General features: G+C 52.6%; 15 protein-coding genes. 8 read left to right on the top strand and 7 right to left on the bottom strand.

Annotated elements, in window-relative coordinates:
• Positions 1–2: 2 nt before the first annotated feature.
• Together PLF13_11070 and PLF13_11065 are read right to left on the bottom strand one after the other, a co-directional pair.
• Positions 3–2741: a hypothetical protein gene (locus tag PLF13_11070; protein HOP07818.1), complete on the bottom strand. Its 2739-nt coding sequence runs from the start codon at positions 2739–2741 to the stop codon at positions 3–5.
• Between the two features lie 14 nt (positions 2742–2755).
• A complete protein-coding gene (locus tag PLF13_11065; protein ID HOP07817.1) occupies positions 2756–5419 on the bottom strand; it encodes a TonB-dependent receptor in 2664 nt (887 codons plus the stop codon).
• 269 nt (positions 5420–5688) lie between these two features.
• Between PLF13_11065 and PLF13_11060 the strand changes: the two genes are divergently transcribed.
• The 5 genes from PLF13_11060 to PLF13_11040 are packed head-to-tail and all read left to right on the top strand — an operon-like array spanning position 5689 to position 10802.
• The gene (locus tag PLF13_11060) at positions 5689–6657 is read left to right on the top strand and encodes an ABC transporter substrate-binding protein (protein HOP07816.1); all 969 of its coding nucleotides are present in this window, start codon (positions 5689–5691) and stop codon (positions 6655–6657) included.
• Entirely contained in the window at positions 6654–8339 is a 1686-nt protein-coding gene (locus PLF13_11055; protein HOP07815.1) for an ATP-binding protein, read from the top strand. Before PLF13_11060 ends, PLF13_11055 begins: the two co-directional genes overlap by 4 nt.
• A gap of 11 nt (positions 8340–8350) precedes the next feature.
• Entirely contained in the window at positions 8351–8731 is a 381-nt protein-coding gene (locus tag PLF13_11050; protein HOP07814.1) for a response regulator, read from the top strand.
• A complete protein-coding gene (locus PLF13_11045) occupies positions 8728–9102 on the top strand; it encodes a response regulator (protein ID HOP07813.1) in 375 nt (124 codons plus the stop codon). The genes PLF13_11050 and PLF13_11045 overlap by 4 nt, the downstream gene beginning before the upstream one ends.
• A complete protein-coding gene (locus PLF13_11040) occupies positions 9099–10802 on the top strand; it encodes a response regulator (GenBank protein HOP07812.1) in 1704 nt (567 codons plus the stop codon). Before PLF13_11045 ends, PLF13_11040 begins: the two co-directional genes overlap by 4 nt.
• A 31-nt stretch (positions 10803–10833) precedes the next feature.
• On the opposite strand, the gene pyrE is transcribed toward PLF13_11040, so the two are convergent.
• Together pyrE and acpS are read right to left on the bottom strand one after the other, a co-directional pair.
• Positions 10834–11406, bottom strand: a complete 573-nt coding sequence (gene pyrE / locus PLF13_11035) for an orotate phosphoribosyltransferase (GenBank protein HOP07811.1) — start codon at positions 11404–11406, stop codon at positions 10834–10836.
• On the bottom strand, positions 11403–11777 hold the full coding sequence (gene acpS / locus PLF13_11030) for a holo-ACP synthase (protein ID HOP07810.1): 375 nt from the start codon (positions 11775–11777) through the stop codon (positions 11403–11405). Before acpS ends, pyrE begins: the two co-directional genes overlap by 4 nt.
• A 491-nt stretch (positions 11778–12268) precedes the next feature.
• On the opposite strand from acpS, the gene PLF13_11025 reads away from it, so the two are divergent.
• The gene (locus PLF13_11025) at positions 12269–13255 is read left to right on the top strand and encodes a radical SAM protein (protein ID HOP07809.1); all 987 of its coding nucleotides are present in this window, start codon (positions 12269–12271) and stop codon (positions 13253–13255) included.
• A 69-nt stretch (positions 13256–13324) separates the two neighbouring features.
• Positions 13325–14368: a glycosyltransferase family 9 protein gene (locus PLF13_11020; GenBank protein HOP07808.1), complete on the top strand. Its 1044-nt coding sequence runs from the start codon at positions 13325–13327 to the stop codon at positions 14366–14368.
• Positions 14369–14826: 458 nt separating this feature from the next.
• Here PLF13_11020 and PLF13_11015 read toward each other — a convergent pair whose 3' ends face one another.
• Positions 14827–15555 (bottom strand): hypothetical protein, encoded by a 729-nt coding sequence (locus PLF13_11015; GenBank protein ID HOP07807.1) that lies wholly within the window; start codon positions 15553–15555, stop codon positions 14827–14829.
• Between the two features lie 33 nt (positions 15556–15588).
• A complete protein-coding gene (locus PLF13_11010; protein ID HOP07806.1) occupies positions 15589–17829 on the bottom strand; it encodes a vitamin B12-dependent ribonucleotide reductase in 2241 nt (746 codons plus the stop codon).
• Positions 17830–18014: 185 nt separating this feature from the next.
• Between PLF13_11010 and PLF13_11005 the strand changes: the two genes are divergently transcribed.
• Positions 18015–18224 carry a zinc ribbon domain-containing protein gene (locus tag PLF13_11005; protein ID HOP07805.1) on the top strand — a complete coding sequence of 70 codons (210 nt, stop codon included), beginning with the start codon at positions 18015–18017 and terminating at the stop codon, positions 18222–18224.
• A gap of 331 nt (positions 18225–18555) precedes the next feature.
• Here the strand turns inward: PLF13_11005 and PLF13_11000 are convergent, their stop codons facing one another.
• Positions 18556–19476, bottom strand: a complete 921-nt coding sequence (locus PLF13_11000) for a polysaccharide deacetylase family protein (GenBank protein HOP07804.1) — start codon at positions 19474–19476, stop codon at positions 18556–18558.
• Position 19477: the final 1 nt, after the last annotated feature.

Raw genomic sequence — 19477 nt, 5'->3', positions numbered from 1 at the left:
CCTCACTTAATCACGGCGAATCGGCCAAGCCGTTCACCGTACTCCGAATCGACGTGGAAGAGATATATGCCGGAGGCAACTTGCTGATGGTTGGAACTCTGCAGGTTCCACTCGGCTTCTCCCTCGCCGTTGTCGTGATCGATGGTGGTCACCAGGTCACCCGACAGGGTGTATATTCTGATCGTACACTTGTCGGGCAAATTAATGAACCTGATTACCGATTCTCCTTCACCGGTCTCAATCATTGCGCTGTAACGGCCGTAATAAGGATTCGGAACCGCCTTGATATCACCCAGCTCGGTTGCCGCCGCCGCAGCGTTGACACCGTCGGTTGTGAACATGAAGGCATCCGAGGTGCCGTTGAGCGGCGCCGAATAAACCGTGAACACCTCGCCGACGGAAGGATTATAACCCTCCTCGGAGAAATTGAACAACCAGGAATAGCAGTACGGGAAGGCATACGCTGTTACCGAATTGAGCGAGTCGTAGGGATAATTGACGATACAAATATCGTCGTATACGTCCCAGACATCGTTGTCGTCATAATCCCAAATTGCCATCGAGACTCGCTGCCCGGTAGTCGTATTCCAGCATTCGTAGGGGACCCAGTATACATAGTCGGTTCCGTAGAAACCGTCACCGACCCAGTTAGCACGGGTCGAATCACCCGTATAACGAAATTCGTACGTGGCTCGGAAAGGCTCATCACTCCAGACGTAATCCTCTTCGCCGGTCAATACCGGAAGAGCTACTCCGAAGAAATTGTCCAGAGGAATGGTGGTGTCGGCTCCGGCGAAACTCGTTTGTCCGACATAAGCCGGAACGCGATCACCGTTACGCACGACCACCCGAACACCCTCGGCAACTTCGTACAAATCGGCTTCACCGGTGACACGAGTCTGATAAGCCAGCAACGTATCGCCGGTGGTAACATTGATCAGGTGCCAGTAGGTAATATCCTCGCCATTCTCGAACACAACCTGGTATTCGTCACCGGTCAGCTTTGACTCGTCGAAGATGACCGGATACACAGTACCGTCGGAAGGCTGATCCGGTCCGGTATAGACATGGTCAATCGTGGCCGCGGCATCGTAGAAACCAGCCGGATCGACCGTCGGGGTAACAGATACCGTGTTTGACACTTCGTCCGCCACTCCGAATCCGCTCTGTAGCGGATCGATGCCGGTGGCCGAATCTCCGTCATCAAAAGCAACCAAACAATACCAGTACTCCACACCGTTGTAGAGACCGGTATCAATATAGGAATGCTGAATCGGATCACCGGGGGAACCTATCGTATACGAAGCCAACGTCTCATAATCCAGATCGAGACAGTCGTTGCCGGTATTGTGAATTTCAGTGCCCCAGGTTTTTCCCTGATTATCCGAGCGATAGAGCTTGTAACCAACGAAGTCGGCAACACCGGTCATCGGATCGAGGCTGACCTCAGAGGTGTCAGTCCAGGAGAGATAAACCTTACCGTCTCCCGCGCGGGCACGAAGCACCGGCGTAGCCGGAGGCTGCGGACCGATGAAGTTGTTGTCATAAAGCTCCTGGGCCAGCGCTGCGTTCTCGCGGAACTCAGTCTCGTCAGCACCGGCAATCAGCGCGTAGACAATACGTACTGTCTTACCGGCCGTAAGATCAATACCGCGAGTACATTGGATATAGTACTGGTCCGTGGGAGGAAGTGATTCATCGAATATATCAGTTGAAATCAACTCATACATTTCCGCATCATCGATATCCGACACCGCTTCCCAGTAGCCTGACCGGAAGGAGGTCATTCCGATATTGTCCGGCGTCTCGACATATTTGGTGCCCATGATGCCGGTCGTGACATCACGCCCCCAGCCCGGATCTTCGCCGTCCTGATCATAAATCCAAGCCAGGTTTTCTTCAGCGTCGTAGGCCACCATGTCGCCCAGACGACCGTTTTCACCGGTCCCGTCAAGGCCGCCGACATCTATATCAATGTAGAGTCCAACGGCAAAGTCGTAATAATCGATATCCGATGTATTTGTGATTTCGATCACCACGAAAGTGAAGTCCTCATTATAACAGTAGTTCCACTGCATCACTTTATGCGTCAATTCCAGCCCCATAAGAGAGCTGCCGGAAGCGGCATCGTTGAAGCGGTAGAACGACTCCTGCAATGAAGTCGGACCACCCGGCTGGTAAGCTGTCGCCAGGGGATCATAATTCTGGTTGTAGTCGTATGTATCAGCGACCGGATCCCATACCCGCCAGCCGTTAGCGGGATATCCGAGCGCCAAACCGACGGTGTCGGTTGTATTGTATTCATAATAGCGAGTCGAGTCGGTCGACAGATAGATCAGATAATCATCCTGTCCGTTCACCGGCATCGGCATCGCCTGGAAATCATCAACGGTATTGGCAACCAGAGTATCACCGGAGGGCGTGACGGCACCCATCCAGTAACGGATTTCAGCCAGGTAGTCGTGACCGGAATTACGCGGCCATTCACCTGATGGATATCCATAGTAACTGTAGCCACCGATGTATCCAAAGTTGTCGATAGTGGTCACGATATTACCCTTGTTGTGGGTAATCATATCCACCGTGCTCGGCTGGGGCGAGTATTGCGGACCTCTGTCCTGCGGCGGCGAAATCGACTCACCCGGAGTGGGCGGCTTTTTTGCCAGAGCTGATGAGCCCACCAGGCAGAATCCGACCAAAAGAAGCAGGCCCCAAACGAGAAGCGCGTGTTTTGTCTTCATTGCTGCACCGCTCCTTAGAAGTGAAGCTCTACCCCGAGACGCATCGTCCGCGGTGTAGAGTAGTTTTGGGGATCGAGGTCATATAATGTATCCAGACGCTCAGCCAAATCGGCGTTGGTCGCCAGGCTGGCCTCGGACTGTTGACCGTCATCATCGGGTTGACCGGTTCGGGAGTATACGTTCAGGACGTTACGCCGGTCGAATAAGTTGTCAACCTCGAGGAAAAACACCGCTTGATAAGCACTGAAGTTGAAATCCTTGTTTAAGCGCGTATCAACCGTAAACGTGGCCGGTAAACGGGCCTCGTTTCTCTCACCGAGGCGGTTGCCAAAGGCATCGGTCGGAGTGTAAGGCAAACCTGAACCGTAGTGTCCGACCATATTGATTCCCCATGCACCCGGAAGCGACATTCCCAGGAACTTGCCGCCCCATTTTTCAGGGATACGCAAGTCGACAACCGCGGTGACCGTATGACGCTGATCATAGTCAAGCGGGTATTCGGTCTTGGGGGCTAGGGTATCGGTAGTGGAACTCAGATAGGTATAGTATGGTTCGGTTGCGGAAGAGTTAATACCCGTGGCTTGCATATAACCGTATGAGATCGATGCGCTTAACGGACCGTTTCCGGCCAGTTTTTCGAGAGCGACATCGAATCCCTTAACCGTACCATGATCGCCGTTGTCGTAGATCACGGCAAAACTCCCGACACCCAGGGCCGAGAGTTCGCGGGTAGTTACCAGGTCCTCGATATCCTTGGAATAAGCTGTTATATCAATTCGCAGACTAGGCGTGAGCATGTGGTCAAGACCCAACTCATAGGATATGGTCTGTTCCGGTTCAAGATTCGGATTACCCAGCAACGGTAATCCGGTACTCAGGTCTCCCTGAAGGTTGGTATACATATATTGGTATTGAGGGACCTGATAATACACACCATAGTTGAAATGCATGACGGTGTGTTCCGCCAACGGGAAAGAGACACCCAGACGCGGGGAAACTCGAGTTCGAGATTCCGCCTTTTCCCAAATTGGGGAGGCTTCCGACGGTGCTGCGTTGTATTTGATATCGGCGTTGCGATAATCTATACGCATACCCAGATTCACCACCAGGTCCTGGAACTCCATTTTATCATTCAGGAAGCCCGACAAATAATACGGATTCGAGGTGTATTTCTCTCCGTAAGGATTGCTGTTGTAGAACTGCTTGGAATCCCAGTCAATATCATAACGGCGGTATTCAAAGCCGATCTTGGCTTGATGCGATTTATGAAGCTGGGCCAGCAAACCGACTCGACCTGCATTGTAAATCGCCTCGCGCCGTTGAAAAATCGGATTGTAGTCGTCGCCGACGGTGAAGCCAACCGCCTGATAAGGATCTTCGAAATCCTGATAACCCAAATAGTTATCATCCTGAATGGTCCCGTTGTATTCGCCGGATTCATCGACGCCGTATCCATCCCATTCATCCCAATAGGTATCCATATACTGGGAAGGCGCCGTATGGGTGTAGGTACGGAATCGGTTCATACTGGAAGTGAAGATCAGTCTCTCATTAATATTGTAGTTGGCTGTGATACCGAACAGATAGGCTTCTTTTTCAAACGACGGCAAGCCGTCCAGATTGAAGTCGTATGAGACACCGTTAACATCGCGGTGCTCATATATATCACCATCCGACTGGTAATAACTCAGATTGGCATTCAACTTCAGATGAGGACCGGGTTGAGCCGTCAGTTTGGAAGTAAAGGAATAAGAGGTGATGCCGTCGTGCGGCAAGTATCCGGCATCAGTCAGGTATTCACCGGCGGCAAAGAAATTATATCTCTTGCCCGACAAACCCGGAATAGGACCGGATAAATCGAATCCCAGGGAGCGGTTTCCCGTCCGCTTCATTTCACCCCAGGTCCCCTGACTGACGTCATAAGGTCGCGTTGCCCCTTCGTACATACGAATCCCGCCATGATATTCGGGACCACCCTCGCGCGTAACCGCGTTCACCACCCCGGACATGGCATCGCCGTATTCGGCGGTGTAGCCACCCGAAGTCAGTGACAGCTCCTCAAGTGCACCTGGGATGATTCGAATACCAGTAGACGAATAGAACGGATCCTGAACCGAGAATCCATCGTAGTAGTACGAAACCTGTCCCGAACGACCACCGCGAATATGCAGATCGCCGTCCTGGACCACTACGCCGGGATAATTGGTCAGAACTGACTGGACCGTCTCAATGTTTGGCAGGTTCTTGAGCCGATCGGATGTGAAAATGATCTTTGACTCGGTCAGGTCCTGTTGGATCACAGGATTGGTCGCATACACGACAACTTCCTGTCCCAGTTCAATCGTCTGTCGATCCAACTCGAAATCAACGGGCGTCGTCAGATCAACCAGAACCCGAACCTGGCGTTTCTGGACGGCTTCATAACCGACAGAAGTCACTGTCAGATCATATTTGCCGACCGGGATGTTGATGATAAAAAACTCACCGTCATCATCCGTTTTAGTGGCCAGATTGGTTTCCGACACCCGTACCGTTGCCCCCACTACCGGTTCACCTGTCTCAGAGTCGATAACTTCTCCCGATACTTTGCCGCTCGTGCCTGCCTGCGCCGGGGGCGCGGCGATTATCAGCAGTAAGACCGGTAGAAGCAGCAACAACTGACATAGTTGTTTACGCAAAGCGACTCCTCCTCAACTTATGGTCACAATACGATATTTTCATTACTGATTGATTCATGCCTATCTTTTCGAATGCACGTTCCTAGTATCGGACGGCAACTCGATTACTTAATCGCGTCATTACCGTTCAAATCGAAAATGTTTAAGCTAATCCCCGTTTTGCTAATCAAGAAAATCCCGGTCTATCCGATACAGAACTAGGTGCGGCGGTATGCGCTAGGCAGCGATAGCGTGTCCCGCAACGAGGATTAAAACATCTTTGAGAGGCAATGGATCAATCGCCAATGACCAGGCAGTATCGGACAATACTCGGCGCTGTCGTACTTCTGTTGGTGGGTTTCCTGTCGGAAGCAGCTACCGCGGGTACTGATGTAGCCATTTTTGTCCGTGATTCTCTGACCTCCACCAGCCGCACTCTCCATGGAGCAAAAAAGGTTATTCGGAGGGAACATCCCGATGTCGTTTTTCACGACTTCCTGATACAAAACGAACCCGATGAAAACCTTAAGATTATCGATTCTCTGAACATAGTTAAACCAAGGCTTATTCTAACGGTGGGATCATCTGCCACTGAATTTGCCAGGGACAATTTCGAGAATGTCCCCATTGTTTTCTCGGCTGTCAAATACCCGGTCCTGTCCGGTTTCGCTGCCTCCATGAACCACCCCGGTGGTAACCTGACCGGCGCCTCACTGAATATCCCTATTGATGTACAGTTCAAATACTTCAGAGAAATAGTCCCCGACCTGAAGCGGATTGGGGTTTTTTACACCGACAACACTGCCTCTCTAATATCGCAAGCCAGAGTCGTGGCTCAGTCAGCGGGATTGGAGTTAATACCGGCTAAAATCGACGATATCAAAATGCTGCCTCAGGCACTTGATTCTCTCGCAGTAAGTGCTCAGGCAATTTGGACTGTTGCCGATCCCAACTTGTTCGATCCTCGATCGACGCGTTATTTGCTGCTCAATTGTCTCCGTAAAGGCCTCCCCCTAATGGGTTTTTCACGACATGTCGTGGAATCCGGAGCGCTCTTCGCCCTGGACTTCGATTATAAAGCAATCGGATTTCAGGCTGGAGCTATTGCCAACCGTGTCATCGATGGAGCATCGCCTGCCGACATACCCATTTCACTGGCAGATGTCATCTGGTTCCACTACAACCAAAATACCGCCGAGCGGATCGGGATAACTATTCCGGACGAATTAGTGGCCGTAGCCAAGGAGGTCTATCGATGAGCTTCTGGGTACGTGTCAAGAGTCTCAGCCTCAAGACCAAGTTCGTCCTCCCGATCTCAGGCATTTTGATCGCGGGCATTCTGGTTATCGGTTCCTATCTGATTGATCGCCAATCGGAAAGCTACCGACGCGAACTCGAGACCAACGGTGAAACCATGATCCGCATCATGGCCATGCAGGCAGAGTCCGGTGTTTTATTCGAGCTCAAATACGAACTCGATGAGTTGTTGGGTAAATTCGCCGTATTCGATGATATTCAAGCTGCCATTATCTACAACAACGACGGCGAAGTACTGGCATCGATCGGCGACTGGCCAACGGAAGGCCTAACTTATATGCGTGGCATTCCTCACAATGACGCATCCGCATTTGACTGTCAGGACGCCTACGTTGAAAACAGCGTCGGACAGGAATTCATAGAATTGAATCATCCGGTCGTCACTAAGGTTGAAAAGCTGGATCGTGAGAACCTGGGGATCACCAGTGGCATCGGTGAAAACCTGACTAAAACCATGGTGACCGAAACAATCGGTCGTATCAAACTGGTCTTAAGTCTGGAAAGTGTCAATAAAGCTATCACAGCCGCCCAGACTGCCACTATCCTGCTGACCGTTGTAGTGACGATTCTGACGATCATCTTTGTTGCCTTCTTCGTTCAGATAGTGACTAAACCGGTCAAGCAACTGGTTGAAATCACCGATCAGGTGAGTCGAGGCGATCTTACCCAGCGTGTTGAAGTCACCCAGCACGACGAAATCGGTCGATTGGCCAACACCTTCAACAAGATGATTGAGTCGCTGAAACTCTCCCGCGATGAGATCGAAGAATACAATCGCAACCTTGAAGAAAAAATCATTCAACGTACTCTCGAACTGGAGCAGGCACAGGCACAACTGGTGCAATCGGAAAAAATGTCAGCTATCGGTCAGCTTGCTGCCGGGGTTGCCCATGAGCTGAACAATCCTCTTGGCGGCATTCTTGGCTATGCACAATTCGCTCTGGAAAAAATGAAAAAGAGTCTCCCGTCGGCCGCCAACCAGAAGGAGATGACAAGTTACGTCAAATATCTGACCGACATCGAAACCCAGGCTCGTCGATGTAAGGCAATCGTGCAGAACCTGTTAAGATTCTCTCGCGCCAGTAAAGAAACGGATTTCGAACCGGTTAACATAAATTCGGTCATCACCGACACGGTTATATTCGTCGAACATCAACTGCACATGAATCAGATCGAACTGGTCGATGATCTTGATCCCAACATTCCTCCGATCATGGGTAACGCCGGACAACTCCAGCAGGTGTTCACGAACCTGATCATCAACGCCATGCACGCCTCACCGCCGGAGTCCACGATCACGGTCAGTTCACGATTCAGCCCCGCTCTGGGCGAGTTCGGCGGAGCTGTTGAGGCTTCGGTCCGCGACAACGGTTGTGGCATTTCACCCGAAAACATCAATAAAATTTTCGAGCCGTTTTTCACGACTAAAGATGTCGGCAAGGGCACCGGTCTCGGTTTATCGGTCAGCTACGGCATCATCAATGAACATGGCGGCGAAATCAGGGTGGATTCGAAACCGGGACAATACACCATCTTTACCATCATTTTACCTCTTCAGAAACCTCAGAAGGCTTCCGATACTGAGGATAAAGAGTTTACAGGTAAATTGGAAAACCGCCTTTAAAAACTGAATAAATGTCAGACACGCTCAAGAAATCAATCCTGGTCGTAGACGACGAGGAGATTATACGCGAGTTTCTGTTCGAGGTCCTCAGTGAGGATTACGAGATTACCCTGGCCGCGGACGGCGATGAGGCAATCGAGAAACTCGGCCAGCGCGGGTTCGATCTTATTATCACCGATCTGAAGATGCCGCGAGTATCAGGAGAAGAAGTCGTAAAATATGCCAAGAGTCGCAATCCGGCTTGTCCGGTTATTGTTATCTCCGGCTATTCCACCCTTTTCGCAGCCTCTGAATCGGTAAACCACGGTGCCTGCGCATTTTTGTCGAAACCTTTTAGCATTATTGAGCTGACTAAAACAGTCAGCGATCACCTGGAAGGGGACGCCGCGTGACTACTCAGCGAATTTTAATAATCGACGACTCCGAGGTAATCCGCAGTCTGCTTGCGGAATACCTTACGGATCTCGGTTATGAAGTCGACCTGGCAGTAGACGGCGCCGACGGCATAGAAAAAGCTCTCAAGGGCGATTATGCCGCAGCTTTCTGTGATATCCACATGCCGCGTAAGAACGGCTATCAGGTTTATACCGAAGTATCCTCGGTCAAGTCCGAAATGGCTTTCATCATGACCGACTCATTGCCCGATGAACTGGCCGAAATGGCCGAAAAGGCCGGCGCATACTGCTGTCTGACCAAGCCCTTCGATCTCGATCAGATCAAGAGCACACTGGCTAAAGTATTGCCGCCCGTCAAACAACGATGAGTGATTTAAGTAACAGCGATATCAGAGTTCTCGTGGTTGACGATGAGGACATCGTACTCTCACTGGTACGCGATGCCCTCGAAGAAGAGGAGTTCCAGGTAGAGACCGCATCCAACGGTCAGACCGCTTTGGAACTGGCTCAGTCATTCGTTCCCGATTTGATCATCACCGACATCCGTATGCCGAAAATGGACGGCATCGAACTGGTTCGCAAGGCTCGTGAAGCTCAACCGGAACTGGTTGTAATCTTTATGACCGGTTATGCCAATCTGAATTCGGCCAAGGAAGCGATCAAACAGGGCGCCTTCGAGTACATCATGAAGCCGTTCGAACTGATGGAGATTCGCCAGGCGGTTGCCAAGGCCGCGGATAAAATCCGGAAACTGGCGGCCGAGAAATCCCCCGATCAGCAACTGGATCGCCTTTCCAATCTGAGCCAGATGCTTTACACGGTTGCCGACCGCAAATCACTCGCTTCACTTTCGTTAAAATTCGCCCTGATGCATTGTGACACTTCCTACGGTTCCGTTCTTTACTGGGATAAGGAACGTACGGATTTCCGCCTCATCTCCGCTTTGGGCGAACAGACCGAAGAAAAAAATCCTCCGGCCGAGCTGCTCTCCGAAGCCCTCTCCAAAGTCGACTCGGCATTACTGTCGAAACCGTTTCATTATGGTACCATTGAGCAACACCCGATTTATCAGGCGCAACCGGCTCCGGAGTTATCCGAGTATTTAATACCTCCTGCAGCCGAGTTTCTGGTCCAGATGGTTACGGTTCCAATCGCTCGCGCCCAGGATGTCAACGGTCTGATAATGATCGGTTTTACCGACGAGTCAACCGTGATCGGCGACTCCGATCTGACCTTCTTGTCAATCACCGCTTCGCAATTGGCTCTTTCGCTGGAAAACATCCAGTTGCTCGAGGAATCGCGCGATGCTTACGCCCGACTCAAAGCGCTGCAGGACGAAACGATTCAGCTCGAAAAAATGGCTACCCGCGGTGAGATGTCGGCCGAGATCGGGCATGAACTGAATAACTTCCTGGGCGTAGTCGCCGGCAATTTGTCGCTCATGGAATTCCATCTAAAAAAACAGAACTACGGTGAACTTGACAAATACATGAACGGCATCTCGGACAACGTTGAGAAAATCAAGCGCTTCACTTCGAACCTGATGGACCTCACACCGATTTCGGGTAAAAAAGAAGTATTCCGGTTCGAGAAAATGCTGACTGAGGTGGTCGATTATCTTCGTCCGCAAAAACGCTACGCAGGGGTTACTATCGGCCTGAACGCCCCGGAAGAAGCCGTCCCGTTCGAGGCAGACAGTATTCACATACAACAGCTTCTCTACAATCTTTTCAACAACGCCGCCGATGCTACAGTCGATTGCGCTACCCGCAGTATTAATGCCAATCTCGCGGTCGACAGCTCGGTCGGAACGTTCGCCGTGACCATCAAAGACACCGGACAGGGAATTGATCCAGAGCTGCTCAAGAAGGCTTTCAACGAGAAATTCACCACTAAAAAGAACGGCCACGGTTTTGGTCTGTTGGTCTGCAAACGGATCATCGACAGTCACGATGGCAAACTATCGATCGAATCGGCCCCCGGACAGGGGACTTCGATTCGGGTGGATTTCCCCCTCGCTAGAGCTGAAGAAGTCGCCGAACCGGAAGCAATCGGCATCCCGGCCTGATCTGTTTTATCCCGACATTCAATGGGAGTGATTAGAACTTGCGGCTGCCCCGCTGGGTAAGCGGAATGTCTTTGGCGCAGAGCGGACATTCATCCGGTTCCCAATTGGAGGCCGAGACCACCGCCAGCGCCTCGTACGGATAGTCAAACCTGACCTGACCGTTCGAACGATCCAGCATTTCGCAAATGCCGACTATCTCGGCATCGTAGGATTTAACCAGCTCGATCACTTCAAAAATCGACCGCCCCGTCGTCAGCACATCATCAACGATGGCCACCTTCTGTCCTTTTTCGAGCGACATCCCGCGCTTGAAAATCCGGCCTTGCTCTCCCGGCTCGGCGTACATCGCTTCAACACCGAGATAGCGAGCGACATCATAGGCAATAATGATTCCGCCGGTCGTCGGGCCTACCACCGTCTGCGGCTGCCAACCTCGGATACGGGCGGCCATCTCTTCACAAATCCGGGTGCATGTTGCCGGTTGCCGCAACAGTGTAAACTTTTCGTAGTAGACATCGGAATGACGTCCTGAAGTCAGTTTGAAATGTCCCTCAAGCAGGGCGTTCGATTGTTTGAACAGATTTATCAATTCTTGCTGATTCATTTGTCCTCCTCAAAAACCGCCACCGCTACAGAAAACAGCCGCTCGTGACTGATCGAGAGCAAGCAGCGGGCGCCGTTTAGTTTGGCGGTGATTTCATCCGGCAATTGTAACTCAGGGGAGCCATCCGGCCGGTTAACGATTTCTATCGCCGTTAACGGCGGTTTGCTGTCCAGATATTTCCCGAGTGCTTTGACCACCGCTTCCTTGGCGGCAAAGCGACCGGCCAAAAACTGCGGTTTGTCCTGGCGTGAGACGTAAGCCGATTTCTCCGACAGACTCAAAATACGATCCAGGAAACGGTCTCCAAACGTCTCGACGTCTTTTTCAAGACGGCTGTTTTCGACAATGTCTAATCCGATGGAAGTGATCATGCGACACCACGTTGCATGGTTACAAAGGTCTGTTTCAATGTGCGAAAAACATACAACCGTAAAGGGCCTCACGCAACTAATCCCAGAAAACTGTTGCGAAAAAGTTTGTGAACGGGGATATTGACGATAGAGATATACATGAGTTCGTGGAGAGAGAGCCATTTGAAAACCTCTAACACTTAGCTCATGAAGGTCGTCTCTCTGTTCGCTGAGTCTACGCCGTGACCCGCTCTTCGGAGCGATAGCGAAAACGAAATGCGACGAGTGGCTATAAAAGCCCTTTACCGTTTTGTACGGTGAGTGTTTTCAAATTGCAATCTCTCTCCCAAAATGTTGACCGCCCGTTTTACGGGCGGTTCTTTTTACCCCGAAAAAAATCGATTTTCGTTTGGCCCGACGCTCCTTATTGCTTAGATTGCTGCGGTACAGCAGGAAGCAGCTGACTTCCGAACAAGCGTTCGGAGGCATGAACAGGAAGGGACTCGCGGGGCATGTCGGAACTAACAACTTCACGCAAGCTCAAAATTGCCGCCCGGACCGTCAAGAATCTCATGTCTTCACGACCGGTGACGGTTTCATTCGAAATCACCTACAACTGTAACGCTCGTTGTGAGCATTGTGACCTCGGCGACTATGTCAAAGAACCGGGCACTCCCCCAGAGGTATTCGCCGACTGGCTCGAAAAACTCCGCCCGGCCGTGGCCCAGATCAGCGGCGGGGAGCCCTTCCTGCGCAAGGACCTGGTCGACATCATCGCCGCTATGCGCCGTCGTGACCCGGTGGCTGTCTTTGTCCTGACCACCAATACCTCGATTCTCAACGAGGACCGTTACAAAGCCCTCAAGGAAGCCGGACTCGATCAGTTCTCCATATCTCTCGATTATCCGGATGAACGTCACAGTGAGTTCCGCCATCTTAAGGGGAATTTCGACCACATTCGGGAGTTGATCCCGAAGTTGGCTAAATATGGCAATAACGACATTATTCTGGCCTGTGTAGTCCAGTCGGACAATTTCCGCGACCTGCCAAAAATCGCCGAGCTCGCCAGGGAATGGGGTGTTGCCTGCAATTTCAGCACCTACAACGCATTGCGCACCGGCAAGGAGTTCTATTTGATCAGCGACGAAAACGGCGATCTCAAAGAACTCACCAAGGTGGTCGATAAGCTGGTCGAAATGCAGAACAATGGCTATCCGATCCTGACTTCGGAATGGACCATGCGCCAGATGATCGAGTTTTTCCGCAACAGCCGTTATCCCAACTGTCAGGCGGGACGACGTTTTCTGATTGTCAATCCCTGGGGCAGACTTACTCCATGCGGCATGTGCCGCGACATGTACGATTCACAGGCCGAGTTGCTGGCCAAATTCACCGACAGCAACACCTGCGACAAATGCTTCACCGCTATCCGGGCCAACTCCGAAAAAACGCCCAAGCGGCTGCTGCTTGATGCCCTCCGGGTAATTCGTAAACGGTAGCAATCATCGTTATCGTTCTGTGTAATATATTGAAGTAGACAAGCTGTCTCCTTTCTGCTATCCCTTGGTATGGGTCTGATCGGAATCATTCACGATATCGCCCTCAAGCTGCCGTTCGCCGGGAAAGTCAGGCAGGGGCTGAAACGACTCAAGAAACCGGTCCATCGCCGTCGTATGATCCGTTACAACAGCGAAACCAGCTCCCCCCCGGATCATCCGAGAGTACTAGTCATGATGAACACGGGTATCGGCAACGCCGTCGAGGCTACTCCCCTCGTTCAGGCTATCAGGATACACTGGCCCAAAGCCCATATCACGCTTTACACTCCCGGCGGCGACCTGTTCGAGGATTGGAACGTGCCGGATGAGGTGACCTCATTTCCCGATCCGCTGAGTGGACGAACATTCGATCACACCTTCGAGATCTGGTCGGTCGATCCGCCGATTCCCGACTCGGACAATTACCCCGACAAGGGCATCGTTCATCCTCTCCCCTTTACCGGTACTTACTGGCTCAAGCCGGAGCGGGAGTACAACCTCGACATGATCCGCGCCCTCGGCTATCGCGGACCGGCGCCGCCGCTGTACGTCTCGATGAAACGACCGCAGATTGAGATTCCGGACGGACAGCCGTTTATTGGCCTCGTGCCGGGGAGCAAAAACGACTTCATGTGGCGGCACAAACGCTGGCCCTATTTCACGGACCTGTCCACACGACTTATGGATGAATACCCCGAGGCGCTGATCGCTGTGATCGGCGGCCCGGACGATCGTTTCGACCCGCCGCAGCCGGACAACAGACGCCTCCTTGATTTGCGCGGCAAACTGTCGTTGCGCGAGACGGCCTGGGTGTTGCGTCGGGCAGTGTTGACAATCGGCAATGACTGCGGTCCGATGCATATCGCCGACGCGGTTCAGACTCACGCGCTTATTTTATTCGGCCCCTCGTGCGAGTTGAAAAACGGGCCGCGATATAAAGCGGAGCCTTTGTCAGTCCCGGTCTCGTGTCGCCCCTGCCAGTACGATGACCTCCTCCTCACCTGCGACAATCCCCGGTGCATGAATGACCTGACCGTTGACCTCGTCATTGACCGCATTCAGTCACTGTTATAGTCTTGTAACACGCCCCGCAAACGTCTCCCCTGCGAAGGGATTTGTTGAAAAAGTCATACGCTCGGATATTCAGTAAAACACAACTGTAATGCGGGCGACACAAGGCCGCCCGCTACGCGAGGTTAGAGCTCCTAAACGCGTAGCGGCGGGGCTTGTCTCCGCCGCAGAAGAAGTTTTTCAACACACCCTTTCGCGGGAAAGACGTTCTGTGGGGTGTGCTGCAGGGGCAGACCGGGAGGTCTGCCGCCCACCAACACGGTTGGATTCTTCGCGAGTTGCCTCGCAGGATTCAGACAAGACAGATTCCGCGATTGCAGGGGGCAAGGCCCAAGGTTCAAGGTCTGCCGCCCTCCGAATCAGCACGAGGAGGAAGAGATAGCGGATTTGAAGACAGATTCGTTCTACTAAAAATATCCCCCCTCGCTCCATAGAATAATTGCTGCTGAATTGAAAGAAATCTAGATCAAAGCCTTAAAGGCTTGTTCGAAATCGGTATCGGGGTCAAGGCGACGCACCGTCACGAAATAGCAGTCCTCGCCGGTCGAGATAAAATAGAGGCGATCCCGCTCCACCTCGACCACCCCGGTTTCACGTTTCGGCACCGGGCTGTCAAGCAAACCGAATACGGAAATCAACTCGGACAAATTGCGGAAAATCTTGCCGAAATCTTTCTTGAACTGTTTCTCGGAATGTTTGCCGTAAAAATTCCCCTCGGCATCGAGCAAAAAAACATGCTGCGCTCCCCGAACTTTTCGCAGTCGTTCGAGCAATTGCTGCTTGGGATCATCGGAGATTTCAGCCGATTGAAACAGACCGGCCGGGGGAGCGACTATCGGCTCGGATTTTCTAATTGGAGGCGGTGAGGCCGGGACCGGTTCCACCGAAGTCTCCGAAGGAACCGCAGCAACTACAGCCGGAGCAACGGCCTGAGCCTCGATCACTCGTTCTACCTCAAGATGCTGGGCCTGCATAACTCGTTCGATCTGCATCTGCTCCTCGAACGTCGAGACCGGCGCCTCGAGTTTCTTCTCGATTTTATGCAGAACCCGCCCTTTTTCCGTAACGGTCGTAGCAATCCGGGCGTAGGGCCTTCGCGAATACTCGGTCTGGACCTGCAGCGGCGGGAGGTCGTCACCTCGCCTAACCAGGGACGTGCGTCCCACCGGGATGTACTGATCGGTGCTCATATACTATGCTCTTAATCGGATATATCGGCAGAATCAACAGGTGGAATAACCGCAACTTTGGCAATAGAAACAGCCGGAATCATAGGCCATGGCGGCTGAGCATTCCGGGCAAATTTCGGTGGAACCGGCTGCGGTTTCAGAAGTTACCTTGGAGTTAAACCTTCGGGCGAGAACCTGTGCGATAGCGTCCGGGATAGAAGTAACCTTCGATCCCTCGGCAAACACCTGGTTCGAACCGCCGATTCCCCGCAGTTGCTCGATCACTGTTTCGACCGGCAGACCGGAGCGGAGATTCAACGAAATCAACCGGCAAATAGCCTCGGTATCGGCCATGGTCGTATACCCGGATTTACCGATCTGAGCGAATACCTCGAACGGACGTCCCTCAAACAGGTTCACCGTCACGTAAAGATTGCCGTAACCGGTTCTGATTTTCTCAGTGAATCCACTGAGCGTCCGAGGTCTTTCCCGCACCGGTCGGATCCGATCCTCCGGCGCGGCTTTGTGACCGCTGGAGAGGACCTGATTGGGACGCGAGTTGTCGCGGTAGGTAGTAATCCCTTTGCAGCCGGTTTCCCAGGCCAGCCGGAAAGCCCGGCGGACTTCGTCGCGATCGGCGGTTTCGGGGAAATTGATCGTTTTACTGACGGAGCTGTCGCAATGCTCCTGAAAGGCCGCCTGCATGCGCACATGGTCTTCGGGTGAGATATCGGCTGCGGTCAGAAAAACCGCTTTGACTTCATCGGGGACTTCATTCAATCCAGACAGAGAACGAGTCGAAGAAATCCGTTCGGCCAGTTCCGGGGTGAAAAAACCCCGGTCACGTGCGGTCGCCTCGAACAGCGAGTTGGTTTGCACCAGACGCGTCCCGTCCATGACATTGCGTTCGAAGGCAATAGCATAATAAGGCTCAATTCCCGAGGAACAGTCGGCGATGATCGAAATCGTCCCGGTCGGGGCAATCGTAGTCACGGTCGCGTTGCGCATGGCGACTTCCTCCCGAGCGTAGCGGGAATGCTCCCAGTTGGGAAAACGGCCACGACTCTTGGCCAGTTCGGAACTGTGTTTGTGCCCCTCGGTCTGAATGAAGTTCATGGCTTTTCCCGCCAAATCCCGCGCCCCGGGGGAATTATACGGTAGTCCCAGTTTTACCAGCAGATCGGCCCAACCCATGACGCCGAGACCGATACGCCTATTTTTTTTGGTTTGCTCGGCAATTTCTGCGATCGGGTAGCGGTTCTGGTCGATCACGTTATCAAGGAAATGGACCCCGAGCCGCACCGTGCGACCGAGCCTTTCCCAGTCGATGCCGCGTTCCGGTTCATCGCGGGTGTAATCATCGGGCAACGGTTCAAGAGCAAACCGGCTGAGATTGATCGAACCGAGATTGCAGGAGTCATAAGGCGGTAACGGCTGCTCGCCGCAGGGATTGGTCGCCTCAATGGTTTCATAGGGCCAGGTCGGATTGGAGCGGTTCATCCGATCCAAAAATACCAAACCCGGCTCTCCGGTAGCCCAGGCCCGCGCTACTATTTGATCGAACACAGCCGGAGCACTGAGACGGATTTCATGGCCATCCTTGCGGTAGATTTCGTTCGTGCGCGGGTCGATCAGGTCATAGTCGCTTCCATCGGCCAAGGCCGCCATGAAAGCATCGGTGATACCAACGGAGATATTGAAATTGGTGATTTCGTTAACGTTGTCCTTACAGGCGATGAACTCCTCAATGTCGGGATGGTCGACCCGAAGAATCCCCATGTTGGCGCCGCGCCGGGTGCCGCCCTGCTTAACCGCCTCGGTCGAGGAGTTAAACACCTTCATAAACGAGACGGGTCCCGAGGCCACCCCTCGGGTCGTGGCCACAACCGAATTGCGCGGCCGTAAACGAGAAAAAGCGAAACCGGTGCCGCCGCCGGATTTGTGAATCAAGGCCGCGTTTTTGTTGGCCTCGAATATCTCTTCCATCGAGTCGCCCACCGGCAGGACGAAACAGGCCGAGAGCTGTCCCAAAGGCCTCCCGGCGTTCATCAGGGTCGGCGAGTTGGGCATGAACTCAAGGTGAGCCATCGTTTCAAAAAAACGCTCGGCCTGCTTCTCCACGGCCGTATCGTCCGCTCCGTAAGCCCGGTCGGCTTGAGCGATAAACCGGGCTACACGCCAGAACAACTCTCGTGGTGTTTCGAGGGTCCGGCCCTTGTCATCACGCGCCAGATAGCGACGCTTTAGCACCGCCAGGCTGTTTTCGGACAGGTTGATTTCTGTTTCGTGGCTCATTGGAAATACCGTTTCGATCTTGTCGTTATATCTGTTATCGGTCCCGTGTCGATTCGTCATTAATATAACACCCGAAGGGGCGGCAAGGATCACATTTTCACGATAGTTTCCGCAACGATAATTGAAGAATTTAGTCGCAGATAAGTATATCGTTTCAGAGAATCAAGTGAACGAAAGGATAGACAATGCAATCCCTGAATTTCCGCTGTCCCAAGTGTGGTGCGATGGAATACGAAATAGGTGAGTTTCGCGCTGCCGGCGGCTTTTGGACCAAGATATTCGACATTCAATCGGCCAAGTTTTCGACCGTATCCTGTCGTCGGTGTCGCTATACGGAGATATATAAAGCCGACAGTTCCATGTTGGGTAATATCTTCGATTTCTTCACGAATTAGGGCTGATATTCGACTTCCCACCCGTGGACGGGTGGGCCGCCAGCGAGGTCTGCGATAAAGCGCGGGATCGCAGGGATCCCGCGCTACGACCGGCAAGGCTGCAGCAGGGGCAGACCGGGAGGTCTGCCGCCCACATAAATGTCCCGGAACACCTGTTTACCATGTCACGGTACACACCGGGAGGTCTGCCGCCCACATAATTTAGTTAACAATGCGGGATCGCAGGGATCCCGCACTACGTATGTATTCCTATCCGTGGATGGGTGGGCCACCGAATGGGTGTACAGTATTTACTGTCAAGTTGCAAGCAACCTGACCTACGATAGCAGATTTAACGCGCCGGGAGGAAGTCGGGATTGGACTCCATGATCATCTCGATATAACTCACTCCGGGACCACCAAAATATGCCTCCGGCGCCTGGTAGAGATCATCCTTCAGAGCTTTATCAAGGTTGATAAACTGATAACCTCGTTCTTCGAGGGCAGTCAGCAGTTCATCCAGGACAAGAGCGTTGAGCTGGTTGGAGCGTAACTGCAGGATATGGCGGGCATCGCGATGCAGCACTCGGGTGGCCAGTTGTTCGGCGGCCGTCACTTGTTCCATGACATGCTGCAAGTATTGCGAACCGATCAGGTCAATATCGATTGAGTCTGGAGTGGAGCCGAGTTTTTCAAGTGAAAGATTGTAGAGATAGTCCTCGACCAAAACAGTTGCATGCGCTACGGTAATTTCGTTGGCGGCCAGATAATCACCGACGGCTCGTTTAGCCTCAACGGTAGAGCCATAGTGGAGGTACGGATAGCGGAAGTATCGCTTTTTCTGGCCGAACCCGGACAACATCGGCTCTAACGCTTCTTCACAGGCAGCGATTTCACTGATGAAATGCTCGATGCCGATCTCATCGATGTCCTGATGCGAGTAGGTCAGATTGCCCAGAACATGTCCTTCGTTGAGCCATTGACCGAGCAGGTCGAAATCGTTGCCGATACGTTCGGCAACTACGAACCCGGCCGCCTTTGCCTCATGCTTTTTGAGAGCCTCGAGAATAGAGGTAACAACTGCCGTATGATCAATCTCCGAGAACGATTGGTCGACCGGTAACTGGTCGAAGGTGATGCAAATCGACCGGGTCTTTTTGTCCGATGATTTATTTTTGTCGGCGGACGCCGATGAAAACGAAGCCACCAGCGCCACAACGAACAGCAGGGCCGCCAGCAGCAGGGGATTGGTACGGAAGGTTAACTCGTTCATA

The sequence above is a fragment of the Candidatus Zixiibacteriota bacterium genome (assembly GCA_035380245.1).
Classification (GTDB): Bacteria; Zixibacteria; MSB-5A5; order GN15; family FEB-12; genus DAOSXA01.
Note: the sequence above shows the minus strand (reverse complement) of the source record. Positions and strands in the feature narration are given on the sequence as shown.

What these genes read in the sequence shown, in the direction of transcription:
- PLF13_11070 (HOP07818.1), bottom strand. Translation starts at nt 2,741, where the DNA reads ATGAAGACAAAACACGCGCTTCTCGTTTGGGGCCTGCTTCTTTTGGTC.
- PLF13_11060 (HOP07816.1), top strand. Translation starts at nt 5,689, where the DNA reads ATGGATCAATCGCCAATGACCAGGCAGTATCGGACAATACTCGGCGCT.
- PLF13_11055 (HOP07815.1), top strand. Translation starts at nt 6,654, where the DNA reads ATGAGCTTCTGGGTACGTGTCAAGAGTCTCAGCCTCAAGACCAAGTTC.
- PLF13_11050 (HOP07814.1), top strand. Translation starts at nt 8,351, where the DNA reads ATGTCAGACACGCTCAAGAAATCAATCCTGGTCGTAGACGACGAGGAG.
- PLF13_11040 (HOP07812.1), top strand. Translation starts at nt 9,099, where the DNA reads ATGAGTGATTTAAGTAACAGCGATATCAGAGTTCTCGTGGTTGACGAT.
- pyrE (HOP07811.1), bottom strand. Translation starts at nt 11,406, where the DNA reads ATGAATCAGCAAGAATTGATAAATCTGTTCAAACAATCGAACGCCCTG.
- acpS (HOP07810.1), bottom strand. Translation starts at nt 11,777, where the DNA reads ATGATCACTTCCATCGGATTAGACATTGTCGAAAACAGCCGTCTTGAA.
- PLF13_11025 (HOP07809.1), top strand. Translation starts at nt 12,269, where the DNA reads ATGTCGGAACTAACAACTTCACGCAAGCTCAAAATTGCCGCCCGGACC.
- PLF13_11020 (HOP07808.1), top strand. Translation starts at nt 13,325, where the DNA reads ATGGGTCTGATCGGAATCATTCACGATATCGCCCTCAAGCTGCCGTTC.
- PLF13_11015 (HOP07807.1), bottom strand. Translation starts at nt 15,555, where the DNA reads ATGAGCACCGATCAGTACATCCCGGTGGGACGCACGTCCCTGGTTAGG.
- PLF13_11010 (HOP07806.1), bottom strand. Translation starts at nt 17,829, where the DNA reads ATGAGCCACGAAACAGAAATCAACCTGTCCGAAAACAGCCTGGCGGTG.
- PLF13_11005 (HOP07805.1), top strand. Translation starts at nt 18,015, where the DNA reads ATGCAATCCCTGAATTTCCGCTGTCCCAAGTGTGGTGCGATGGAATAC.
- PLF13_11000 (HOP07804.1), bottom strand. Translation starts at nt 19,476, where the DNA reads ATGAACGAGTTAACCTTCCGTACCAATCCCCTGCTGCTGGCGGCCCTG.